The following is a 22,704-nucleotide window of genomic DNA, read 5'->3' as shown; positions in this document are numbered from 1 at the left end:
TTTATTCCGAAGCGAACCGTGCGCCATCAGCTCTTCCTTGTGAGCTGTCTTAACGTGAGTTAATCAAAATGTTGAAAATCGTCCACCTGCTGATAGGCGCAGCGGCTTTGCTGCTGTCCTTCATCCCTAGCCTGCGATCCGAAGCCTTACCGTACCTGCAACAACCCGAAGCGCTTTACCTGGCCTTTTTCGGCCTGCTCAACCTGACGCTTGCCCCGGTTATCCCTTACTGGAACAAAGGCCCGCGCCATCAACTGCAAAACCTGGTCAGCGCCCTGCTAGTGCTGGCTGTCGCACTGCAAACCGTGACACTGATCGCGGAGATGCCGGTCATTGCCGGTCAGCCTGCCGTGCTGTTCAGCCTGGTCGCAGCCTTTATCGCTGTTGCCCTGCACCTGGCCATCAGCTTCTACAAATCGTCACCGGCCGCCGCTTCGCCAAGCTATGACATGAGCAACCGCGATACCGGGACCGTCAAGTGGTTCAACACCTCCAAAGGCTTCGGCTTTATTTCCCGCGACTCCGGCGATGATATTTTCGTGCACTTCCGGGCCATTCGCGGTGAAGGCCATCGCGTTCTGGTCGAAGGTCAGCGCGTCGAGTTCTCCGTCATGAATCGTGACAAAGGCCTGCAAGCCGAAGACGTCATCGCCGCCCTGCCGCGTCGCTGATAGAAAGGCAATAAAAAAACCGCGAACATGTTCGCGGTTTTTTATTGCCTGCACTTTCAGTTAAAGGGCTGCGGCGCTCAATAATGCGGTGGCGGCGCTTCTTCTTCAAAAGACTCGAACTGGCCGACCATTTCCTCTTGCCGCTTGAGCAGCGCGGCCATCTGCAGCTGCAGGCGTTCGACCACCCGCTGCTGCGCCACCAGGACATCATTCAATGCCTGGATGGTGTCATCCTGAAACGCCAGTCGGCTTTCAAGGTCGGTTACGCGCTCTTCGAGGCTCATGGCTCAACCCTCCGAAAACTTGAAATCATCGGTCAACACCAGGCGCAGCCGTTCGCGAATCGCCGCGACCTGCTCTGCACTGTAGGGCCTGGCCGGATGCTTGCCCCAGACCGGCGCCGGCCAGGCCGCGTCTTCACGCCTGCGCACGATCACATGCATGTGCAACTGGCTGACCACGTTGCCCAGGGCAGCGACGTTCAGCTTGTCCGCATCGAACGAGTCCTTGAGCAACTCTGACAACGCGGTCGTTTCCTGCCACAGCTGCTGCTGATCGGCGACACTCAACTGAAATATCTCACTGATATCGTCCCTGCGTGGCACCAGGATGAACCAGGGGTAGTTCGAGTCATTGGACAACAGCAACCGACAAAGCGGGAAATCACCGATCGGTAGTGTGTCTTGTTGAAGTCGTGGATCTAAAGCGAACACTGCGCGTACTCCCGCCAGGTCATCATTTTTCAGCTTAGCGCCCATCCAGAGAGATCGTACGCCAGGCCACCGGACGGCAGCATACCCTGCCGGCTTCAAGGCGAACCACTGCCTGGACCACTCGAGGACCTACAAAGGGCTCAAGCCCGCCCCGAGATGAGACATTTTCTGCGAAAACGCACCAATACCGAACCAGGCAGCTGATAAAAAACGCCGAAATGACCAGAAAACCAAGGCTTGTTCACGCCACGCAAGATGCCCGACTGTGTGAATTCAGCACAGTCATAAAAATTTTTTGCACCAAAACCGCACAGCGCGTCTACGCTGAGTGCTTCGCATATCCGCCAATTACTCACTGGCGGGGTGAACCGGTAACGCTTTTGCATGTCAGGCGACTCAACAGGAGGCTGAAACACGATGCCAACCATGGCGTCAAGCCCGAAGAAAAGAAGCATGAACCCCCCGGTTTCATGAGGTTTTTACCGCATCAGGCAGCCTGTCAGAAAAAAACATCGGTGGAGTTCTGATTTGTGCACGCTTGTTGCATTGTTACCCACATCGTCTATAAGGCACCGCGGGAAGCGGGCAGCCTCAAGACCAAAAAAACAGTGGCAGGGTAGCCCGATGGAGATTCAAACGTTTCACCAGGGACTCTTTTTATCGATGCGCCAGCCCAGAAAAACAGCATTAAAAGTTGTCAGTCCGGTTGCATCGGGGCTGTAAATTTGCGACATCTAGCTAGCCGTTTACGACAGGGTCGTAAAGAAGCTGAAAGGTTAGATGCGCAAGTATCGCCAACATTGTCGGCGTGATATAAGTTTGCGCCGACACAAAAAGAAAGAGCCGCCCAGATAATAAAACAGGTGGAGCGGCAGTACTCTTCTAAAAACCAAAGGAGCAAATCACGATGCGCGTGATGAAGTGGAGCATGATCGCACTGGCTGTTGCAGCAGGCACCTCGCAGTTCGCAATGGCGTCCTCCCAGGACGAATCCAAGGGTTTCCTGGAAGATTCGAGCCTGAAACTCAAAACCCGTTTTGAGTACATGAACCGCGACTACAAGAATGGTGCAAGCAACCCTAGTTCCGGTACTGCCGGCTACCGTCAGGATTCCGGTCTGAGCCAATTGCTCACCTACGAATCGGGCTTCACTCAAGGTATTGTTGGTTTCGGCCTCGACGCCATGGCCATGGGTTCGGTCAAAACGGACGGCGGCTCGGGCAAGCGCGGTAACGGCCTGTTCGCCAACGACAGCGAAGGCAACCCGGAAAAATCCCAGGGCAAGGTAGGCGGTGCAGTGAAACTGCGTCTGTCCGACACCACCCTGAAATATGGCCAGCAATTCGTTGCAAGCCCTGTATTCGCTACCGACGACAGCCGTCTGCTGCCAGAAGTCGCTACCGGTACCCTGTTGACTTCCAAGGAAATCAAAGGCCTGGAAGTGAGCGCTGGTCGCTTCACCGCGCTGAGCAAGCAAACCGGTATGGCCCGTGACAGCATCGGCGGCCTGCCAGATGAAGACGGTTTCCACTCCAAAGGCCTGAGCGACGGCATCAACATCTTCGGTGCCAGCTACGCCTTCACCGACAACTTCACCGCTGCGGTGGCTGCGTCGGATGCTGAAGAGTACTTCAAGAAGTACTACGTCAACATGAACCTGACCGTGCCGATCAACGACGACCAGTCGCTGAACTTCGACCTCAACGGTTACAAAACCAAGGGCGACAAGCGCGGCGACCTGGTTGACGCCATTGGCGACGGCACCCTGGGCGTGGACAACAACCTGTGGTCCCTGGCAGCTGCCTACAGCCTGGGCGCTCACAAGTTCACCCTGGCCTACCAGCAGTCCAGCGGCGACAACGCTTACTACTACGGCGTTGACGGCAACAGCACCATCTTCGTATCCAACTCCATTCAGATCTCCGACTTCGTGGGCCGCGAGGAGAAATCCTACCAAGCTCGCTACGACCTGAACATGGCGACCTACGGCGTTCCTGGCCTGAGCTTCATGACCCGTTACGTAATGGGTGACAACATCAAGACCAACGGTCTGGGTGAAGGTAAGGAAAACGAGTGGAACCTGGAGTCCAAGTACGTCGTACAGGAAGGTCCAGCAAAAGACCTGTCGTTCCGTGCGCGTTTCGCCAACTACCGTTCGAACGGTGCGTACAGTGGCTACTCGTCTGACGTCTACGACACCCGTCTGATCATCGAGTACCCGCTGAGCATCCTGTAATCAGGGTGTAACACCGGAACTCTGTAGATCAAAAACCGCTCACCTCTTCCGGTGGGCGGTTTTTTTATGCCTGCCACATAACAAACACTGCAGCAAGCAACTTGCGCGCATAACGTTAATACTTTTTTCAATGAACCGATCAATAGTCACAAAAAAACCCAAGAGACTATAAGCCTCTTGGGTTTACGCAGTAACAAATAGACTTACTGTACCGACGCTTCCTGAACCACGCGAACTACACGCTGGGGAAATGGAATGTCAATACCCGCCGTTTTCAATCGGTCACGGGACTGTTCGTTAAACATGAACATCACGTCCCAGTAATCCGCAGTTTTCACCCAGACCCGCAGGGAAACAGTGATCGAACTGTCACCCAAGGTCGAAATCACTGCCTGAGGCTCCGGATCGGCCAACACCCGCGGATCCTTGGCCAGCTCGAGCAAGACTTCACGGGCCTTTTGCAAATCCGCTTCGTAATCGACACCCACATCAAACACCACCTTGCGGGTCGGTTGACGGTTGGTGTTGGTGATGATGCCGTTAGACAGGTTGCCGTTAGGCACGATGATGGTCTTGTTGTCGCCGGTGCGCAGCACGGTATGGAAGATCTGGATGCTGTCGACGGTGCCGGCAACCCCCTGGGCTTCGATCCAGTCACCGATACGGAACGGACGGAACAGCAAGATCAGCACACCGCCGGCGAAGTTCGCCAGGCTACCCTGCAACGCCAGGCCGATGGCCAGGCCCGCCGCACCGATCGCCGCCACGAACGAGGTGGTTTCCACACCGATCATCGACGCCACGCTGACAACCAGCAGGATCTTGAGAATGATGTTCGCCAGGCTGCTGATAAACCCTTGCAGGGCAAGGTCAGCATTACGCAGGGCGATCAGGCCGCCGAGCTTTTGCGTGACCTTGTTGATCAGCCACCAGCCGATAGCCAGGGTGATCACCGCCAAGAGCACACGGCTGCCGTATTCCATGATCATCGGGATCCAGGACTGCGACACCCTGACCAGGTTGTCTACTTCAGCATTCAAATCCATCTTGGTTCTCCTGATGTGCGGCTACGCGGCACACGAAAAATAAAGCGGCAGAAAGACCGAACCCTATCCGGATCAATCGTTTCTGCCGTTGCTTGGGCCTCGGACGCCGAAAACGCCAAGAGGTTCCCGCCCAAAGTCAGTCGCGGAAGTTGTTGAACTGCAGCGGCATGCCGAATTCCTTGGCGCGCAACACAGCGATGGCTTCCTGCAGGTCGTCACGCTTCTTGCCGGTGATGCGCACTTGCTCGCCCTGGATGGCCGCCTGGACCTTGAGCTTGGCGTCCTTGACGTGAGCGACGATTTTCTTCGCCAGCTCCTTGTCGATGCCTTCCTTGAGCACAGCGTCCTGCTTCATCAGCTTGCCCGATGCGAACGCATCCTTGACCTCAAGGCACTGCACATCGATCTTGCGCTTGACCAGGGCCAGCTTGAGGATCTCAATCATCGCTTCGAGCTGGAAATCCGCTTCGGCGGTCAGGTTGACGGTCAGGTCCTTTTCCTTGAACTCGAAGCTGCCTTTGCCTTTCAGGTCATAACGACGATCGAGTTCCTTGACGGCGTTCTCGACCGCGTTGGTGACTTCGTGTTTGTCCAGTTCGGATACCACGTCGAACGACGGCATGTAATCTCTCCAATAAATAGGGCACGCTCAATCAAGAGGGAGCACGCCTGGCTTGCGGTTAAAATCCGCGCTGATTATAACGGGTCTTTCCCATCATTCACTGCGAGCCTCCCATGCGCGCCTCAAACAGAGCAAAAAGCTGATGTCCACCACCTGGCATGTTCTAGGCGCCGGTAGCCTCGGTACGTTGTGGGCCACCCGTCTGGCGCGGGCCGCAGTACCGGTGCGACTGATCCTGCGTGACGCGGCGCGGTTGCAGGCGTACGAGGCGGCAGGCGGCTTGACCCTGGTCGAACAGGGCCAGGCACAGCTCTACCCGGTGAGCGCCGAAACGGCGGACAGTACCACCCCGATCCATCGCCTGCTGGTCGCCTGCAAGGCCTATGACGCGGACCAGGCCGTGGCACAACTGGCGCCCCGCCTGGCGCCCGGCGCCGAGCTGATCCTGTTGCAGAACGGCCTCGGCAGCCAGGACGCCGTGGCGGCGCAAGTGCCGCAGGCGCGCTGCATTTACGCCTCAAGCACGGAAGGCGCCTTTCGCGACGGTGACTGGCGCGTGGTCTTCGCCGGGCACGGGTTCACCTGGCTGGGCGATGCCGGGCATCCCGTCGCACCGATCTGGCTGGACGACCTCGACGCCGCGGGCATTCCCCATGAGTGGAGCACCGAAATCCTCACCCGGTTGTGGCGCAAACTGGCCCTCAACTGCGCGATCAATCCGTTGACGGTCCTGCACGATTGCCGCAATGGCGGGTTGCAGGAGCACCACTGTGAGGTCGCCACCCTGTGTGGCGAACTGATCGAGTTGCTTGAGCGTTGCGGCCAGCCGGCAGCCGCGGAAAACCTGCAACAGGAGGTTGAACGGGTGATTCACGCGACTGCCGCCAACTACTCCTCGATGTACCAGGACGTCAGCAACCGGCGCCGCACCGAAATCAGTTACCTGCTGGGGCATGCGTGTAAAGTCGCCGCCCGGCATCAACTGAACCTGCCGCACCTCAATCAGCTTGAGTCGAGGTTGATCGCACGCCTGCACAGGCTTGGATTGCCCAGCGACTGAGCAGCGGCTACGCTGGCCACTTGTTCCTTTGCAGCGATAAACCTGATGCCATTGCGCCAGCGTCTTGAAAACCTCCCTGTCGGCCAGAAACTGCTGGCCGCCCTGTTGGTGCTGTTGACCACCGTCCTGCTGGTTGCCAACCTGACCTTTATCAGCGCCGCGTACTACATCTCCCAGGAAAGCATGGCGCCCCAGGCTCTGCAGACCATCGGCCGGCTGGTCTCCAACCCGAGCCTGGTGTCCGAAGCGCTGCAGTCACCAGAAAGCGCCCAGCGCCTGCTCGATGAGCTCGACAGCTATTCACCGCTGCGGGCCGCGGCCCTGTATGACGGCAAGGGCGAGCGCCTGGCGCAGTTGCAACACGGCGATCACCTGAGCCTGCCCAAGCGTTACCGGCACATCGAATCCTGGCAGGTCACCGAGTTTCGCAGCAACCAGGTCATCACCCTGCCCCGCCCCGGCAGCGCACCCGGCCACCTTTTGCTGGTGGCCAGCAGCGAACTGCCCATGGCGTTCTATACCGGCACCCTGACCGCCAGCCTGGGCATCCTGATTTTCAGCGTGCTGCTGTGGCTGATCATCGCGCGGCAGATCAAACGCCTGATTACCCAGCCGATTCATCAGCTGGAGGAACTGTCCCGGCAAGTGACCCGGGAAGAGAACTACGCCCTGCGTGCCTCCCGGGGCAACCACGATGAAATCGGCAGCCTGGCCGAAGCGTTCAACACCATGCTCTCGCGGATCGAGGCCCGGGAGCAGCAACTCAAGCGCGCCCGTGACGACTCCCAGGCCGCCTATGACCAGGCCCAGGGCCTGGCGGAAGAAACCCGTCACACCAATCGCAAGCTGGAACTCGAAGTCCAGGTACGCAGCAAGATCGAGAAAAAACTCACGGGGTTCCAGAATTACCTCAACAGCATCATCGACTCCATGCCTTCGGCGCTGATCGCCCTCGACGAACAGCTCTACGTGACGCAGTGGAACCAGGAAGCCAGCGCCCTTTCCGGCACGCGACTGGACGAAGCCTTGAACCAGCCTATCTTCCTCGCCTTCGAACCGCTCAAGCCTTTCCTGCCGCAGCTCAAGCAAACCGTCGAGCAGCACACGGTGGCCAAGATCGAGCGCGTGACCTGGGTCAAGGACGATGAACCGCGCCACTACGCCCTGACCTTTTATCCGCTGATGGGGGGTGCCGGGCGAGGCGTGGTGATCCGCATCGACGACATCACCCAGCGCCTGTCCCTTGAGGAAATGATGGTGCAGTCGGAGAAAATGCTTTCCGTCGGTGGCCTCGCCGCCGGCATGGCTCACGAAATCAACAACCCGCTCGGCGCGATTCTGCACAACGTACAGAATATCCGTCGCCGCCTGTCCCCCGAACTGCCGAAGAACCTGGAACAGGCCGAGCAAGTCGGCATCGAGCTGTCGACCGTCAACCAATACCTGCAAGCGCGGGAAGTACCGCAGTTGCTCGACGGCATCCAGCAGGCCGGTGCACGGGCGGCGAAAATCGTCACGCACATGCTCAGTTTCAGTCGCCGCAGCACCCGACAAATGGCCCCGTGCGATCTGCCGGCGCTGATTGATCAGGCAGTGGAAATCGCCGGAAACGACTTCGACCTGGCCATCGGTTTCGACTTCAAGGGCCAGGCGATCATTCGCCAGTTCGACCCGGCGCTGGGGCCTGTACCCGGTACCGCCAACGAATTGGAACAGGTGCTGCTCAACCTGCTGAAAAACGCCGCGCAAGCCATCCACTTGCGTGAAGATGACCGTGAACCGGGGCGAATCATCCTGCGCACCCGGCTCAATCCACCCTGGGCGGAAATCCAGGTCGAGGACAACGGCATCGGCATGAGCGAAAGCGTGCGCAAGCGCACCTTCGAACCGTTTTTCACCACCAAGGAAATCGGCCAGGGCACCGGCCTTGGCTTGTCGGTCTCGTACTTCATCATCACCAACAACCACAAGGGCCAGATGGAAGTGCAATCGACCCTGGGCCAAGGCACCTGCTTTACCCTGCGCCTGCCATTGGCGAGCACCCCGCTCGTCTCTCATGAACTCAACCAGCTATCGAGGTAACCATGGGCTTTCGCCTGTCGAAGATTTACACCCGCACCGGCGACAAAGGCGAAACCGGCCTGGGCGACGGTCGCCGCGTGCCCAAGGACCACCCACGGATCGAGGCCATTGGCGAGGTGGATACGCTGAACAGCCAGGTCGGCGTATTACTGGCCGGACTGGCGGCAGAAAGTGCCCGGTATCCGGGGTTGCAGGAAGTAATCGAGGTATTGGCGCCTTGTCAGCACCGGTTGTTTGACCTCGGCGGTGAGCTGGCGATGCCGGAGTATCAGGCGTTGAACGCCGGTGAAATCGAGCGCCTGGAGGCGGCGATTGATGTGTGGAATGAAGAGCTGGGGCCGCTGGAGAATTTCATCTTGCCGGGTGGTTCGGCGTTGATTGCCCAGGCCCATGTCTGCCGGAGCCTGGCGCGCGGTGCCGAGCGCCGCTGTCAGCATTTGAATGCGCTTGAGCCGTTGGCCGGGGTGGGTTTGGCGTACATCAATCGGTTGTCGGATTTGTTGTTTGTGGTGGCGCGGGTGATTGCCCGGCGGCAGGGGGTTGCGGAGATTTTGTGGCAGCCGGCGGCGAAACCTGAGGTTTAGTCGGCGTCTGTCAGACCCTCATCGCCAGCAGGCTGGCTCCCACAGTGGATTTGTGGCGCACACAAAACCTGTGGGAGCTAGCCTGCTGGCGATGAGGCCCTCTGCATCATAGGAAAATCAGGCTTCAGGCCAAAACGCCCGAATCCCCGCCACACCCTGGGCACCGGCAGCCCATGCCTTCTGAACTTCCGCCGGACCAACGCCGCCCAGCAGAAACACCGGCTTGCTGAAGCCAGCGATCAAGCTCGAAGCCTGCTCCCAACCCAGCGGCTGCGCGCCAGGATGAGTCAGGGTCGGTTGCACCGGCGACAAGGTCACGAAGTCGACGCCCATCTCCTCGGCCAACGCCAATTCCTCGGCGTTATGACAGGACGCGGCCAACCAGCGCGATGCGGGCAGCGGTCGACCGGCGGCCGCGTACTTGCGCAACTGCGCCGAGGTGATGTGCCATCCAGCGGAAGGAAAATCCCCCAACCACTCGAACGGCCCCTTGATCATCAACTGCGCCTTGCCAGCACACAGCCCTGCCGCATCCACGGCCAGGTCGCGGTACTTGGGGTCATAACCATTCGGCGCGCGCAACTGGATCAGCTTGATGCCGCCCGCGATGGCTTTCTGGATACCCCGCAGCAAGGCCGGAGTTTCCAGGTCTTCCGGGGTAATCAGGTATTGCTCGGGCAAGCGGGCAGCCGCCACGATTGGCCGGTTGGCTTCAGGGAATTCGTAACCCGACAGGTCACGCGCCGACACCCAGGCCAATGGCTGGCCTTCGGCGCCGTGCGGCTCGCCGGTGAACGCCGAGACTTCCCAGACATCCAGCAACACCTGTTTGTCCGGGTAATCATGGCGGACCTTGATCAGCGGGCGCGCCGCGCCGACCACAATACCCAGTTCTTCCTGCAGCTCACGGGCCAAGGCGCTTTCAACCGACTCGTCGGCCTCGACCTTGCCACCGGGAAACTCCCACAGGCCGCCTTGGTGCTGAGTGTCGGCACGCCGGGCGATAAGGATCTTGCCGCTGTCATCACGGATGACGGCGGCCGCTACGTGTACTCGTTTCACCGCTCGATTTCCTCCAGTCCGGCCTTCTGCCAGGCCTTGAAGGCTGGCCATTGGTAGATGGTTTGAACATAGGCTTCGTCAGCCTCGGGCAGCTTCACCTGATAGGTGCGCAGGCGCACGGCAATCGGTGCGAAGAATGCATCGGCCAGGGTTACGCGGCCAAACAGGTACGGACCACTTTCGGTCGCGGCGGCGCGGCACTCGGCCCACAGGGCGGACATGCGCTCGATGTCGGCCTGGACATCCGCCGGTGTCGGTGTCAGCGGTGCATCATGGCTCAAATCAAACGGCATGTTGCCGCGCATCGCGAAGAAACCGCTGTGCATCTGCGCACACGCCGAACGCGCCTGGGCGCGAGCGCCAACGTCCTTGGGCCAGAGGCCAGCGTCGGGAAACTGTTCCGCCAGGTATTCGGCAATCGCCAGGGAATCGGCGATGGTGCCATGCTCGGTCTTCAACAGCGGGACCTTGCCGGTCGGCGAGTGTTTGAGCAGGCGTTCGCGGGTGTCCGGCTGGTTCAGCTTGATCAGTTCTTCGGTGTAGGGGGCGCCGGCCAGATCAAGGGCCAGGGCGCCGCGCAGGGACCAGGAGGAAAGCAGTTTGTCGCCGATGATCAGGTGCAGGCTCATGTTCAAGCGTCCTTAAGCTAAAGGGATGCCTGTAGGAGCTGGCTTGCCAGCGATAACGGTAGCGGCCTCAACACATCTATCGGGGCAGAGGACGCCTTCGCCGGCAAGCCGGCTCCTACAGTTTCTGCAACGTTACGTACGGTACTCGGCGTTGATCTTCACGTATTCGTGGGACAGGTCGGTGGTCCAGATGGTTTCGCTGCAATCACCGCGACCCAGCTCGATACGGATGGTGATTTCTTCCTGTTGCATCACCGCCGCGCCCTGGGCTTCGGTGTAGGTCGCAGCGCGGGCGCCATGGCTGGCGATGCACACTTCACCGAGGAACACATCGATCTTGCTCACGTCCAGGTTCGGCACGCCGGCACGACCGACAGCCGCGAGGATGCGACCCCAGTTCGGGTCGGACGCGAACAGTGCGGTCTTGATCAATGGCGAGTGGGCCACGGTGTAGCCAACGTCCAGGCATTCCTGGTGATTGCCGCCGCCGTTGACTTCAACGGTGACGAATTTGGTCGCGCCTTCGCCGTCGCGAACGATCGCCTGGGCCACTTCCATGCACACCTCGAACACCGCTTGCTTGAGCTTGGCGAACAACTCGCCTTCGGCACGGGTGATTTCCGGCAGTGCCGCCTGACCGGTGGCGATCAGCATGCAGCAGTCGTTGGTCGAGGTGTCGCCGTCGATGGTGATGCGGTTGAACGACTTGTTGGCGCCGTCCAGCATCAGGTTCTGCAGTACATCGCGGGCGACCTTGGCGTCGGTAGCGATGTAACCGAGCATGGTCGCCATGTTGGGACGAATCATGCCCGCGCCCTTGCTGATGCCGGTGACGGTGATGGTCACGCCGTCATGCTGGAACTGGCGGCTGGCACCCTTTGGCAGGGTGTCTGTGGTCATGATGCCGGTGGCGGCAGCTTCCCAGTTGTTTTCCGACAGATCGTCGAGGGCGGCTTGCAGTGCACCTTCGATTTTCTCGACCGGCAGTGGTTCGCCGATTACCCCGGTGGAGTACGGCAGCACCAGGCTGGCATCGACACCGGTCAGCTCGGCCAGTTTGGCGCAAGTACGCTCGGCCGCGGCCAGGCCCGGCTCACCGGTACCGGCGTTGGCATTGCCGGTATTGGTCAACAGGTAACGCACCGGGCCTTGCACGCGCTGCTTCGCCAGGATCACCGGGGCTGCGCAGAAGGCGTTCAGGGTGAATACGCCCGCCACCGTGGAGCCTTCGGCACAACGCATGACCACAACATCCTTGCGCCCCGGGCGCTTGATACCGGCCGAGGCGATACCGAGTTCAAAACCGGCAACCGGGTGCAACGTTGGCAAAGGACCAAGACCAACAGCCATGAATGCGTTCCTCTATAGATGATGTCTGCACCGCTTCAGCAAAAGCGGGGGGTTGAAATGGCAAAACGCCGCGACGGCATGAGCCGGTCGCGGCGCGGGTATTTCAGCGTATGAAACGGGGGTTACTGGATCTGCCCGTGGCAATGCTTGAATTTCTTGCCCGAACCACAGTAGCACAGCTCGTTACGGCCCAGCTTCTGCTCGTTGCGAACCGGGGCGGTGGCCAGAGCCACATCGACCTCTTCACCCACCTGCTCCGGCTGCTCCAGGCCAGGGGCCTCTTCATGCAGGAACTGCATGCGAGCGGCCAGTGCTTCGGCTTCCTGGCGCAGGCGCTGCTCTTCTTCGATCGGATCTTCGCGACGAACCTGAACGTGCGACAGCACACGGATCGAGTCGCGCTTGATCGAATCCAGCAGCTCGGAGAACAGCGTGAACGACTCGCGCTTGTACTCCTGCTTCGGGTTCTTCTGAGCATAACCACGCAGGTGGATGCCGTGGCGCAGGTGATCCATGGTCGACAGGTGGTCTTTCCACAGGTCGTCCAGCACGCGCAGAACGATTTGCTTCTCGAAGGTGCGCAGCGCTTCGGCGCCTGCCTGGTCTTCTTTCTCGTTGTACGCGGCGATCAGCTCCTGCATCAGTTTCTCGCGCAGGGTTTCCTCGTACAGGTGATCGTCCTCGTCGAGCCACTGCTGGATCGGCAGTTTCACGCCGAAATCGCTTTCCAGGGCCGCTTCCAGACCCGCCACGTCCCACTGCTCTGGCAGCGATTGCGGTGGAATGTGTGCGCTGACGGTAGCGTTGAGCACGTCCTGACGGAAGTCGGCAATGGTTTCACCGATGTTGTCAGCGGCCAGCAACGTGTTACGCATGTGATAGATCACTTTACGCTGTTCGTTGTTGACGTCGTCGAACTCGAGCAGTTGCTTGCGAATGTCGAAGTTGCGGCCTTCGACCTTGCGCTGGGCCTTTTCGATGGCGTTCGTCACCATGCGGTGCTCGATCGCTTCGCCAGGCTGCATGCCCAGGGCCTTCATGAAGTTCTTCACCCGGTCAGAGGCGAAGATGCGCATCAGGCTGTCTTCCAGCGACAGGTAGAAACGGCTGGAACCGGCGTCGCCCTGACGACCGGCACGACCACGCAACTGGTTGTCGATACGGCGCGATTCGTGACGCTCGGACGCGATCACCTGCAAACCACCCGATTCGAGCACCTGCTGGTGACGTTTCTGCCAGTCGGCCTTGATCTGGGCAATCTGCTCAGGGGTCGGGTTTTCCAGGGTCGCGACTTCCACTTCCCAGTTGCCGCCCAACAGGATGTCGGTACCGCGACCGGCCATGTTGGTGGCGATGGTCAGCGCACCCGGGCGACCGGCCTGGGCAATGATCTCGGCTTCCTTTTCGTGGAACTTGGCGTTCAGGACCTTGTGTTCGATGCCTTCCTTGTTGAGCAGGTCGGACATGCGCTCCGAGGTTTCGATGGTCGCGGTACCCACCAGCACCGGACGGCCCGCGGCCATGCTTTCCTTGATGTCAGTGACGATGGCCGCGTATTTCTCGTCGGCGGTCAGGAACACCAGGTCGTTGTAGTCTTTACGGGCCAGCGGCTTGTTCGTCGGAATGACGATGACCTGCAGGCCATAGATCTGATGGAACTCGAACGCTTCGGTGTCGGCCGTACCGGTCATGCCGGACAGTTTGTTGTACAGACGGAAGTAGTTCTGGAACGTGGTCGATGCCAGGGTCTGGCTTTCGGCCTGGATGTTCAGGTTTTCCTTGGCTTCGATGGCCTGGTGCAGGCCTTCGGACAAACGACGGCCCGGCATGGTACGACCGGTGTGTTCGTCGACCAGTACGACCTGGCCGTCCTGCACGATGTATTCGACGTTGCGATGGAACAGCTTGTGCGCGCGCAGGCCGGCATACACGTGAGTCAGCAGGCTCAGGTTGTGCGCCGAGTACAGGCTCTCGCCTTCGGCCAGCAGGCCAAGGCGGGTCAGCGAATCTTCGACGAACTGGTGACCGGCTTCGTTGAGTTCGACCTGACGGGTCTTCTCGTCCACGGTGTAGTGGCCAGCCTTGGTGACTTCGCCCTCGACTTCTTCGACGTGCAACTCCAGCTGCGGGATCAGTTTGTTGATCTCGATGTACAGCTTGGAGCTGTCCTCGGCCTGACCGGAAATGATCAGCGGGGTACGGGCTTCGTCGATGAGGATGGAGTCAACTTCGTCGATCACGGCAAAATTGAGTTCGCGCTGGAATTTTTCTTCCATGCTGAACGCCATGTTGTCGCGCAGGTAGTCGAAACCGAATTCGTTGTTGGTGCCGTAGGTGATATCGGCGGCATAGGCCACGCGCTTCTCTTCCGGCGGCTGGAACGGCGTGACCACGCCGACCGTCAGGCCGAGGAATTCGTAGAGCGGACGCATCCAGTTGGCGTCACGACGGGCCAGGTAGTCGTTCACCGTCACAACGTGCACGCCCTTGCCGGACAGTGCGTTGAGGTAAACGCCCAGCGTTGCCACCAGGGTCTTGCCTTCACCGGTACGCATCTCGGCGATCTTGCCTTCATGCAAGGTCATGCCGCCGATCAGCTGGACATCGAAGTGGCGCATGCCCATGACGCGCTTGCCGGCTTCACGGGCGACCGCGAAGGCTTCCGGCAGCAGCTTGTCGAGGGTTTCCCCTTTGGCGAAGCGGGCCTTGAACTCATCTGTCTTGGCACGCAATTGATCGTCCGAAAGGGCCACCATTTGCTCTTCGAAGGCATTGACGAATTGCACCGTCTTGAGCATGCGCTTGACTTCACGCTCGTTCTTGCTTCCAAAAAGTTTCTTTAACAAAGGCGCAAACATATCGGCAGGATCTTCCACACTAAAGGGATGGAGGGCGGCCCCGTGAGTCGCCCGAGCAGCCCTCATGGCCGCATGCGAACGAGCATTCTACCCGGAAACGGTGGTGAGGAAAGTGGCGTTGTTCCACGATGCTGGCACAGCGTTGTAACGGGGCTCACTTAAAATAAGGGCAAATCGCTGAACTTCAAGTCATTCACGGCAGAAGTTACTTGTTGATTTAATGGGTAAAGCGCGCGCAAAGCAATGGGTCGGGCGCATCCGCTGCTTTCTGCTACCATGGCGGCTCTGTTACTTCAGGTGTCTGATCATGGCATTTCGCCCTCTTACGGCCAGAGCACCCGCCGTCCTGCTTCGCGAAGCCAAGCCTCTGAAGGCCATTCTCGGCCACGCTCAACGCCTGGGTCATTTGCAACGTTTGCTCGAAAGCCAGCTGCAACCCGCCGCGCGCGCCCATTGCCACGTGGCGTCCTGGCGTGAAGGCAGTTTGTTGCTGATTGTCACCGACGGTCATTGGGCCACTCGTCTGCGCTACCAGCAAAAGCGCCTGCAACGGCAACTGCAGATGTTCGACGAGTTCGCCAATCTCACGCGAATCCTGTTCAAGGTCCAGCCGCCCACCGTTCAGCAAGGTGCAGCGGGGCATACCATGGATTTGTCCTTTGATGCGGCCGCGACCATCCAGGCCACGGCTGACGGGATCAGCGATCCGAACCTGCGGGCGGCGCTGGAGCGCCTGGCGGCGCACGCCAAGTCCAAGGAATGACATAGAACATATGTGGGAGCGGGCTTGCTCGCGAATGCGGTGTGTCATTCGACGAAAATGTTGACTGGTGCACCGTATTCGCGAGCAAGCCCGCTCCCACATTGATCGTGCCCACTCAAGATGGATTTATCGGCTTTTTTTGCCGCCTAATAATGAACCCATCAGTCCGCGCACCAATTGCCGGCCCAACTGGTTGGCCGCCTGGCGCATCGCCGATTTCAGTGCCTGCCCCGCCGCCGTGCCGAGGAACTCTCCGGCCTGTTCGGTGAAACTCGGTTCTTCTGCCGCCGGTTTACCCGGCGCCACCTCAGGTTCCGGCGCCAGGCCCTTGCGCCCCATCAACACTTCATAAGCCGATTCGCGATCGATCGGTTTGTCATACCGCCCTTTGAACGGCGAACCGCCGATCAGCACGGTGCGTTCGGTGTCACCCAATGGCCCGATCCGCGATTGCGGTGGCGCCACCAGCACGCGCTGGACCATCTCCGGTGTGCCCTTGTCCTGCAAGGTGCCCACCAGTGCCTCGCCGATGCCCAGCTCGGTGAGCACCGACAGGGCGTCGAACGCCGGATTGGGTCGGAAGCCGTCGGCCACCGCCCGCAGGGATTTCTGCTCCTTGGCAGTGAACGCGCGCAGGCCGTGCTGGATGCGCAGGCCCAGCTGTGCCAGCACGTCGTCCGGCAAGTCACCGGGTGACTGGGTGACGAAATACACCCCCACGCCTTTGGAGCGAATCAGCCGCACCACTTGCTCCAGACGCTCCTGCAACGCCTTGGGCGTGCCGGCGAACAACAGGTGCGCCTCGTCGAAAAACAGCGCCAGCAGCGGTTTTTCGGCATCGCCGCGCTCCGGCAGTTGCTCGAACAGTTCGGCCAACAGCCACAGCAGGAAGGTCGCGTAGACCTTCGGTGCTTCATGCACCAGGCGACTGGCATCGAGCAAGTGAATGCGTCCGCGGCCATCGGCAGTCGGTTGCAGGATGTCCTCGAGTTGCAGGGCCGGCTCACCGAACAGCGCTTCAGCGCCCTGCTGCTCCAGGGTTGCCAGGCGCCGTAACAGGGCCTGGCTGGAGCCGGTGGTCATCAGCGCCGCGTCATCACCGAGCAGTTCGGGGTTGTCCTTGAGGTGATTGAGCAGCGCCTTGAGGTCCTTCAGGTCCAGCAGCAACAGGCCTTCACGGTCGGCAACCTTGAACGCGGCATACAGCGCCGACTGCTGGCTGTCGGTCAGTTCCAGCAGGCTGCCCAACAGCAGCGGCCCCATTTCGCTCAATGTCGTGCGCAATGGATGACCGGACTGACCATGAATGTCCCACAGGGTCACCGGATACGCCGCAGGCTTGTAGTTCAGCCATGGCATGCCGGTTATCCGCTCGGCGATCTTGCCCTGGGGGTTGCCGGCCGCGCCCAGGCCGCACAGGTCACCCTTGATGTCGGCGGCAAACACCGCCACGCCGGCATCACTGAAGGCTTCGGCCATACGTTGCAAGGTGACGGTCTTGCCGGTCCCGGTCGCGCCTGCGATCAAACCGTGGCGGTTCGCCAGGCGCATGGCCTGCGCGATCGGCTGCCCCGCGAGGTCGGCGCCGATAACAAGTTGCAATGAATCAGGCATTTGGTCACCCATGGTTAATCTTTGGTCCTACACGGCCGATAGAAATAACGACAAAGCAGACAGACACAAATTTGTCGGACATTTCCCTTAAGGAGCGACGGAAATATCTCTTGCTTTCAACATTGCCCATCGTGCGTCCCTTTATAAAAGCACGCGCAGGACATTAAGACCTTAGCGGAACCCCAAGCCATGAACAAAAATCTACGCTTCAGCCATAAAATCCTGCTTGCCGCCGCCCTCATCGTCATTGCCACTTTCGCCTCATTCACCCTGTATAACGACTATTTACAGCGCAATGCCATCCGCGAAGACCTGGACAACTATCTCAACGAGATGGGCGACGTCACCGCCAGCAACATCCAGACCTGGCTGACCGGTCGTATCCTGCTGATCGAGAACCTCGCGCAAAACATTGCCATCAATCCGGAACCCGCCAACGTTGCCACCCTGCTGGAACAGAAAGCACTGACATCGACGTTCATGGCGTCCTACCTGGGTGACGCCACCGGACACTTCACCATCCGCCCGGACGCGAAGATGCCGGACGGCTTCGACCCACGGGTTCGCCCTTGGTACAAGGGGGCGCAAAACAGCAGCACGCCGACCCTGACCGAACCCTATGTCGACGCGGCGACCGGTCAGACCATCATTTCCCTGGCCATGCCCTCGACCAAAGCCGGGCAAGGCGTCGGCGTGGTGGGCGGCGACCTGAGCCTGCAAACCTTGATCGACACCCTCAGCGCCCGGGATTTCGACGGCATGGGCTACGCCTTCCTGGTCAGTGCCGACGGCAAGATCCTGGTCCACCCGGACAAGGCCCTGGTCATGAAGTCCCTGGGCGAGGCGTACCCGCAAAACACCCCGCGCATCAGCCGCGACTTCAGTGAAATCGTGGTCGACGGCAAGACCCGCATCGTCACCTTTACCCCGATCAAGGGCCTGCCGTCGGTCAACTGGTACATCGGCCTGTCGGTGGACAAGGACAAGGCCTTCTCGATGCTCAGCGAGTTCCGCACCTCGGCGGTGGTTGCCACGGTGATCGCCGTTGCCATCATCATTGCCCTGCTGGGCATGTTGATACGCCTGCTCATTCAGCCGCTGCACGTCATGACCCGGGCCATGGCCGATATCGCCGACGGCGAAGGCGACCTGACCAAGCGCCTGGTGATCCAGAACAACGACGAGTTCGGTAGCCTCGGCACCGCCTTCAACCGCTTCGTGGAACGTATCCACGGTTCGATCCGCGAAGTGTCCTCGGCCACCGGCCAGGTCAACGAAGTGGCGTTGCGCGTGGTCGCCGCCTCGAACTCCTCGATGTACAACTCCGATCAGCAAGCCTCGCGCACCAGCAGCGTGGCCGCGGCGATCAACCAGCTCGGTGCCGCCACCCAGGAGATCGCCCGCAATGCCGCGCACGCGTCGAGCCAGGCCAGCGATGCCCGTAACCTGGCCGAAGATGGCCAGCAAGTGGTGGACCGCAGTATTGCCGCGATGAATAAACTGTCGAACATGCTCAGCGCCTCGAGCAGCAACATCGAATCGCTCAACAGCAAAACCGTGAACATCGGGCAGATTCTCGAAGTGATCACCAGCATTTCCCAGCAGACCAACCTGCTGGCGCTCAACGCCGCCATCGAAGCGGCGCGTGCCGGTGAAGCCGGGCGTGGGTTTGCCGTGGTGGCCGATGAAGTGCGTAACCTGGCGCATCGCACCCAGGAATCGGCGCAGCAGGTGCAGACCATGATCGAAGAACTGCAGGTCGGCGCTCGCGAGTCGGTCAGCACCATGAGCGACAGCCAGCGCCACAGTCAGGACAGCGTGGAAATTGCCAACCTGGCCGGCGAGCGCCTGAGCAGCGTGACCCAACGCATCGGCGAAATCGATGGCATGAACCAGTCGGTGGCAACCGCGACCGAGGAACAGACCGCGGTGGTCGAGTCGATCAACGTCGACATCACCGAAATCAACACGCTGAACCAGGAAGGCGTGGAAAACCTGCAATCGACGCTGCGCGCCTGTTCGGACCTTGAGCAACAGGCGGCGCGGTTGAAGCAGTTGGTGGGCAGCTTCCGAATCTAGCGTCTGAAAGGGCCTTTTCGCGGGCAAGCCCGCTCCTACAAGATCGCGTGATTCTGTAGGAGCGGGCTTGCCCGCGAAGGCAATCGCCCAAACTCCGCGAATCCTCGCTGACACCCCACCTGCTGAACACCAACCGAACATCTATTCTTCAATAAGGTCAACCAAGGGAGAACAACGGACCGGAGGGATGTTCATCGTGCATATCGCTGACATAACCATGTTCTACGCCCCTGCCAGCGGTGGCGTGCGCACTTATCTGGATGCCAAGCATCATCGCCTGTGCATTCGGCCAGGCATTCGCCACAGCGTGCTGATACCGGGGGCTGTCCTCAGCGAAAAGGATGGCATCTACACGGTTCCGGCACCCGCCCTGCCCTTCGGCAAAGGTTACCGCTTCCCGCTGCGTCTCGCGCCCTGGCGCAATGTCCTGCAGGATCTGCAACCCGAGCTGATTGAAGTCGGCGACCCTTACCTCACCGCATGGGCGGCCTTGGACGCGCGCCGCCAACTGGACGTGCCCGTAATCGGCTTTTATCACTCCGACCTGCCGCTGCTGGCCAGCAATCGCATGGGCAACTGGGTCACGCCAAACGTCGAGGCCTATGTCAGCAAGCTCTACGGCAACTTCGACCGGGTGCTGGCGCCGAGTCAGGTCATGGCCAACAAACTGATCGGGCTGGGGGTGAAGAATGTTTTCGTGCAGCCCCTGGGGGTCGATCTCCAGATGTTTCATCCCAATGCACGGGATACCGGTCTTCGGGCCGAGCTGGGCCTGGACGAAAACACTCATCTTTTGATCTTTGCCGGGCGTGGTTCCAAGGAGAAGAACCTGCCGGTGCTGCTCGAATGCATGAAACGCCTGGGCCGACATTACCACCTGCTGCTGGTCGGTTCGTCGATGCCGACCTCGGTGCCGGGCAACGTCACGGTTATCGATGAGTTCTGCCCGGCCACGCAAGTTGCCCGTCTGATGGCCAGCGCCGATGCACTGCTGCACGCCGGCGACCAGGAAACCTTTGGCCTGGTGATCCTCGAAGCCATGGCCTGCGGTATCCCGGTGGTGGCGGTGGCAGCCGGCGCGTTCGAGGAAATCATCAACGATCAATGTGGCCTGTTGTGTGCCCCCAACGATCCGTTGGCCATGGCCAACGCGGTGCGCGAGCTGTTCAGCCAGGGCAGCGCTGCCCTCGGCCAGCAGGCCCGACGCCATGTCGAGCGGCATTACGCATGGGACGCCGTAGTCAACAGTCTGCTCGGTCACTATCACGCCGTCCTCGGCAGCCAATGGCCGCGAGCCGCCAATGCTTGAACCCACGGAGGCACCCGGCCTGCTATTGGTACTGCACGATGTCGCGCCACCGACCTGGGCCGATTACCAACCCTTTGTCGAAGCCGTCGATGCACTCGGCGACGTGCCAATCACCTGGCTGGTGGTGCCGGATTTCCACAAACACAACGACCTGCAAGCCCACCCGACATTTCGTCGCCAGCTCGGCGCACGGCTCGAGCGCGGCGATGAACTGGTGCTGCACGGTTACTTTCACTGCGATGACGGGCCGAGGGCGAGCAATCCCCGCGACTGGTTCATGCGCCGGATCTACACCCACGAAGGCGAGTTCTACAGTTTGTCTCGCGAGGCCGCCCTCACCCGCCTCCACGCCGGCATTGAAATGTTCCAGCGATACGATTGGCCACTGCAGGGCTTCGTCGCGCCGGCCTGGCTGATGAGCGAAGGCACGCGCCAGGCCTTGAGCCAATTACCGCTGAAGTACACCAGCGACGCGCAGCATCTTTATCGCCTGCCTGAATTCACTGCGATCGATGCGCCCGGACTGGTCTGGAGTGCACGCAGCGCCTGGCGTCGTGGCGTGTCGAAACTGCTCAGCCAGCAACTCGAACAACGCTGGCGAACCGCGCCGGTGATTCGCCTGGGCCTGCACCCGGTGGACATGCGTCATGAGTTCTCACGCACGTACTGGTTGCAAACCCTCAAGCGCCTGCTCGATGAGGGCCGCGTACCCATGACCAAGGCCCGTTGGCTGGCCTTGCACAGCCAGCGCATGGGGCGAGCGGCATGAGTCGCTCGATTCTGCTGTGCATCGGCCTGCTCGCCGCGGTGCTGATTCCCTGGCTGCTGGGCGGCAGCGAAACCTGGTCGCGGCTCAATGACTTTCCGCTGAGCAGCTTGCTGGTCATGTTCGGCATGATCCTGCTGTGTTGGCTGGTCAATACGATGCGCCTGCGCCTGTTGCTGGGGGATCAGCGCAACAGGGTCGGCACGCTAAAAAGCCTCGGCGTGGTGATGGCCGCCGAATTCGCCTATTGCGCCACGCCGGGTGGCAGCGGCGGGCCACTGACCATCATGGCGTTGCTGGCGCGCAACGGCGTGCGACCGGCCAGGGGCAGCGCAGTATTTGCCATGGATCAACTGAGCGATCTGTTGTTTTTCCTCTGCGCATTGAGCGCAATCCTGATTTACGCCCTGTTCCAGCATCTCAGCCAGCACATGGCGTGGTTGCTGACCGTCAGTGCCCTGTCGATGTTCGGTGGCCTGGTCAGTTGCGTGGTGGTGGCGCGCTATCATCGCCTGCTGATTCGTTTGGGCGGCCGACTGCTGGCGCGCCTCAACGTCGAGCCCTCGAGCCGTATGCGCTGGGCACGAAAACTCCTGCATTTCCTGGCGGCGTTCACCGACACCCTGAAGCTGCCCCTGCAGACGCTGGTCATTGTGTTTGGCTTGACGTGCGTGCATTGGATCCTGCGTTACAGCGTGTTGTACCTGGCACTGCGCGGGCTCGGCGCTGAATTGCAGTGGGCCTGGAGTTTTCTGATCCAGATGGTTTCATTGAGTGCAGGGCAGTTCAGCCTGTTGCCAGGCGGTGCGGGGGCTGCTGAATTGACGTCGGCGGCACTGTTGGCGCCCATGGTCGGCAAATCCACGGCGGCGGCGGCCATTCTGATCTGGCGGGCGGTGACGTTTTACTTCTATCTGCTGGCCGGCGGGCCGGTATTTCTGTTGATGCTCGGACGCCCGCTGCTAAAGAAGCTGATGAAGGGCGTGTATCTGTAGGAGCCGGCTTGCCGGCGAAGGCGTCCTCAAGCGTTGCGTTGGTCTTTCTGGCGCCTTCGCTGGCAAGCCAGCTCCTACATGCCATCTTCCGGGCTCATCTCATCGGGGTCGTAACGGCTCAAACACCCCTCGCCCAAGGTCGCGGGTGCCTTGGAAGTGGCTTTGTCCAGTGGATCGGCCATGGTCAAGTCCTCGGTTCAAAAACGGCGAAGGGCCTGCAGCGATTGAACGCCCAGGCCCTTCGAATTTCAACCGTGACGAGCGC

General features: G+C 60.3%; 20 protein-coding genes and 1 pseudogene. 11 read left to right on the top strand and 10 right to left on the bottom strand.

The genetic code is table 11. The annotated features are described in order from the left end of the window. The first annotated feature begins 68 nt into the window (after positions 1 to 68). Positions 69 to 671 carry a cold-shock protein gene (locus ACM6I6_RS27285; protein WP_274074361.1) on the top strand — a complete coding sequence of 201 codons (603 nt, stop codon included), beginning with the start codon at positions 69 to 71 and terminating at the stop codon, positions 669 to 671. Between the two features lie 77 nt (positions 672 to 748). Here the strand turns inward: ACM6I6_RS27285 and ACM6I6_RS27280 are convergent, their stop codons facing one another. The 3 genes from ACM6I6_RS27280 to ACM6I6_RS27270 form a co-directional block, all read right to left on the bottom strand. Then, positions 749 to 955, bottom strand: coding sequence for a SlyX family protein (locus ACM6I6_RS27280; RefSeq protein ID WP_007977339.1), 207 nt, complete (start codon positions 953 to 955; stop codon positions 749 to 751). Between the two features lie 3 nt (positions 956 to 958). After that, positions 959 to 1,384, bottom strand: coding sequence for an HIT domain-containing protein (locus tag ACM6I6_RS27275; protein ID WP_414920965.1), 426 nt, complete (start codon positions 1,382 to 1,384; stop codon positions 959 to 961). Positions 1,385 to 1,524: 140 nt separating this feature from the next. Further along, entirely contained in the window at positions 1,525 to 1,839 is a 315-nt protein-coding gene (locus tag ACM6I6_RS27270; RefSeq protein ID WP_414920964.1) for a hypothetical protein, read from the bottom strand. A 452-nt stretch (positions 1,840 to 2,291) separates the two neighbouring features. Between ACM6I6_RS27270 and ACM6I6_RS27265 the strand changes: the two genes are divergently transcribed. Next, positions 2,292 to 3,620 (top strand): OprD family porin, encoded by a 1,329-nt coding sequence (locus tag ACM6I6_RS27265; protein WP_323607810.1) that lies wholly within the window; start codon positions 2,292 to 2,294, stop codon positions 3,618 to 3,620. A gap of 203 nt (positions 3,621 to 3,823) precedes the next feature. Here the strand turns inward: ACM6I6_RS27265 and ACM6I6_RS27260 are convergent, their stop codons facing one another. Both ACM6I6_RS27260 and ACM6I6_RS27255 read right to left on the bottom strand, forming a co-directional pair. Beyond that, complete coding sequence (locus ACM6I6_RS27260; RefSeq protein WP_274074357.1) at positions 3,824 to 4,666, bottom strand: mechanosensitive ion channel family protein; 843 nt, start codon at positions 4,664 to 4,666, stop codon at positions 3,824 to 3,826. 136 nt (positions 4,667 to 4,802) lie between these two features. Beyond that, positions 4,803 to 5,288 (bottom strand): YajQ family cyclic di-GMP-binding protein, encoded by a 486-nt coding sequence (locus ACM6I6_RS27255; protein WP_007990750.1) that lies wholly within the window; start codon positions 5,286 to 5,288, stop codon positions 4,803 to 4,805. A 142-nt stretch (positions 5,289 to 5,430) separates the two neighbouring features. Between ACM6I6_RS27255 and ACM6I6_RS27250 the strand changes: the two genes are divergently transcribed. Genes ACM6I6_RS27250 through ACM6I6_RS27240 form a run of 3 tightly spaced genes read left to right on the top strand, consistent with a single transcriptional unit; the run spans position 5,431 to position 9,014 of the window. Beyond that, positions 5,431 to 6,348, top strand: a complete 918-nt coding sequence (locus ACM6I6_RS27250; protein WP_414920963.1) for a putative 2-dehydropantoate 2-reductase — start codon at positions 5,431 to 5,433, stop codon at positions 6,346 to 6,348. Between the two features lie 45 nt (positions 6,349 to 6,393). Beyond that, complete coding sequence (locus tag ACM6I6_RS27245; protein ID WP_274074355.1) at positions 6,394 to 8,430, top strand: ATP-binding protein; 2,037 nt, start codon at positions 6,394 to 6,396, stop codon at positions 8,428 to 8,430. A 2-nt stretch (positions 8,431 to 8,432) separates the two neighbouring features. Next, positions 8,433 to 9,014, top strand: coding sequence for a cob(I)yrinic acid a,c-diamide adenosyltransferase (locus tag ACM6I6_RS27240; protein ID WP_274074354.1), 582 nt, complete (start codon positions 8,433 to 8,435; stop codon positions 9,012 to 9,014). Positions 9,015 to 9,131: 117 nt separating this feature from the next. Here ACM6I6_RS27240 and ACM6I6_RS27235 read toward each other — a convergent pair whose 3' ends face one another. The 4 genes from ACM6I6_RS27235 to secA form a co-directional block, all read right to left on the bottom strand. Beyond that, positions 9,132 to 10,076 carry a Nudix family hydrolase gene (locus tag ACM6I6_RS27235; RefSeq protein ID WP_274074353.1) on the bottom strand — a complete coding sequence of 315 codons (945 nt, stop codon included), beginning with the start codon at positions 10,074 to 10,076 and terminating at the stop codon, positions 9,132 to 9,134. Next, positions 10,073 to 10,705, bottom strand: a complete 633-nt coding sequence (locus ACM6I6_RS27230; protein ID WP_323607814.1) for a glutathione S-transferase family protein — start codon at positions 10,703 to 10,705, stop codon at positions 10,073 to 10,075. Before ACM6I6_RS27230 ends, ACM6I6_RS27235 begins: the two co-directional genes overlap by 4 nt. Before the next feature lie 132 nt (positions 10,706 to 10,837). Beyond that, positions 10,838 to 12,055, bottom strand: a complete 1,218-nt coding sequence (gene argJ / locus ACM6I6_RS27225) for a bifunctional glutamate N-acetyltransferase/amino-acid acetyltransferase ArgJ (protein ID WP_323626962.1) — start codon at positions 12,053 to 12,055, stop codon at positions 10,838 to 10,840. 122 nt (positions 12,056 to 12,177) lie between these two features. Next, a complete protein-coding gene (gene secA / locus ACM6I6_RS27220) occupies positions 12,178 to 14,913 on the bottom strand; it encodes a preprotein translocase subunit SecA (RefSeq protein WP_274074350.1) in 2,736 nt (911 codons plus the stop codon). A 307-nt stretch (positions 14,914 to 15,220) separates the two neighbouring features. On the opposite strand from secA, the gene ACM6I6_RS27215 reads away from it, so the two are divergent. Then, a complete protein-coding gene (locus ACM6I6_RS27215; protein ID WP_274074349.1) occupies positions 15,221 to 15,676 on the top strand; it encodes a DUF721 domain-containing protein in 456 nt (151 codons plus the stop codon). A 126-nt stretch (positions 15,677 to 15,802) separates the two neighbouring features. Here ACM6I6_RS27215 and ACM6I6_RS27210 read toward each other — a convergent pair whose 3' ends face one another. Continuing rightward, the gene (locus ACM6I6_RS27210; RefSeq protein WP_323607816.1) at positions 15,803 to 17,290 is read right to left on the bottom strand and encodes a helicase HerA-like domain-containing protein; all 1,488 of its coding nucleotides are present in this window, start codon (positions 17,288 to 17,290) and stop codon (positions 15,803 to 15,805) included. Positions 17,291 to 17,479: 189 nt separating this feature from the next. Here ACM6I6_RS27210 and ACM6I6_RS27205 point away from each other — a divergent pair. The 5 genes and pseudogenes from ACM6I6_RS27205 to ACM6I6_RS27185 form a co-directional block, all read left to right on the top strand. After that, positions 17,480 to 18,511: pseudogene (locus ACM6I6_RS27205) on the top strand (cache domain-containing protein); the annotation flags it as partial. Positions 18,512 to 18,604: 93 nt separating this feature from the next. Further along, a complete protein-coding gene (locus ACM6I6_RS27200; RefSeq protein ID WP_406592124.1) occupies positions 18,605 to 19,369 on the top strand; it encodes a methyl-accepting chemotaxis protein in 765 nt (254 codons plus the stop codon). 187 nt (positions 19,370 to 19,556) lie between these two features. Continuing rightward, positions 19,557 to 20,678 (top strand): glycosyltransferase family 4 protein, encoded by a 1,122-nt coding sequence (locus tag ACM6I6_RS27195; RefSeq protein WP_274074346.1) that lies wholly within the window; start codon positions 19,557 to 19,559, stop codon positions 20,676 to 20,678. Continuing rightward, the gene (locus ACM6I6_RS27190) at positions 20,671 to 21,447 is read left to right on the top strand and encodes a DUF2334 domain-containing protein (protein WP_406592113.1); all 777 of its coding nucleotides are present in this window, start codon (positions 20,671 to 20,673) and stop codon (positions 21,445 to 21,447) included. Before ACM6I6_RS27195 ends, ACM6I6_RS27190 begins: the two co-directional genes overlap by 8 nt. Beyond that, complete coding sequence (locus ACM6I6_RS27185; RefSeq protein ID WP_274074344.1) at positions 21,444 to 22,439, top strand: lysylphosphatidylglycerol synthase transmembrane domain-containing protein; 996 nt, start codon at positions 21,444 to 21,446, stop codon at positions 22,437 to 22,439. The genes ACM6I6_RS27190 and ACM6I6_RS27185 overlap by 4 nt, the downstream gene beginning before the upstream one ends. Positions 22,440 to 22,704: the final 265 nt, after the last annotated feature.

The organism is Pseudomonas sp. IT-P218 (assembly GCF_949767605.1).
GTDB classification, from domain to species: Bacteria; Pseudomonadota; Gammaproteobacteria; order Pseudomonadales; family Pseudomonadaceae; genus Aquipseudomonas; species Aquipseudomonas putida_AE.
This window is presented reverse-complemented; position numbering and strand designations above follow the sequence as displayed.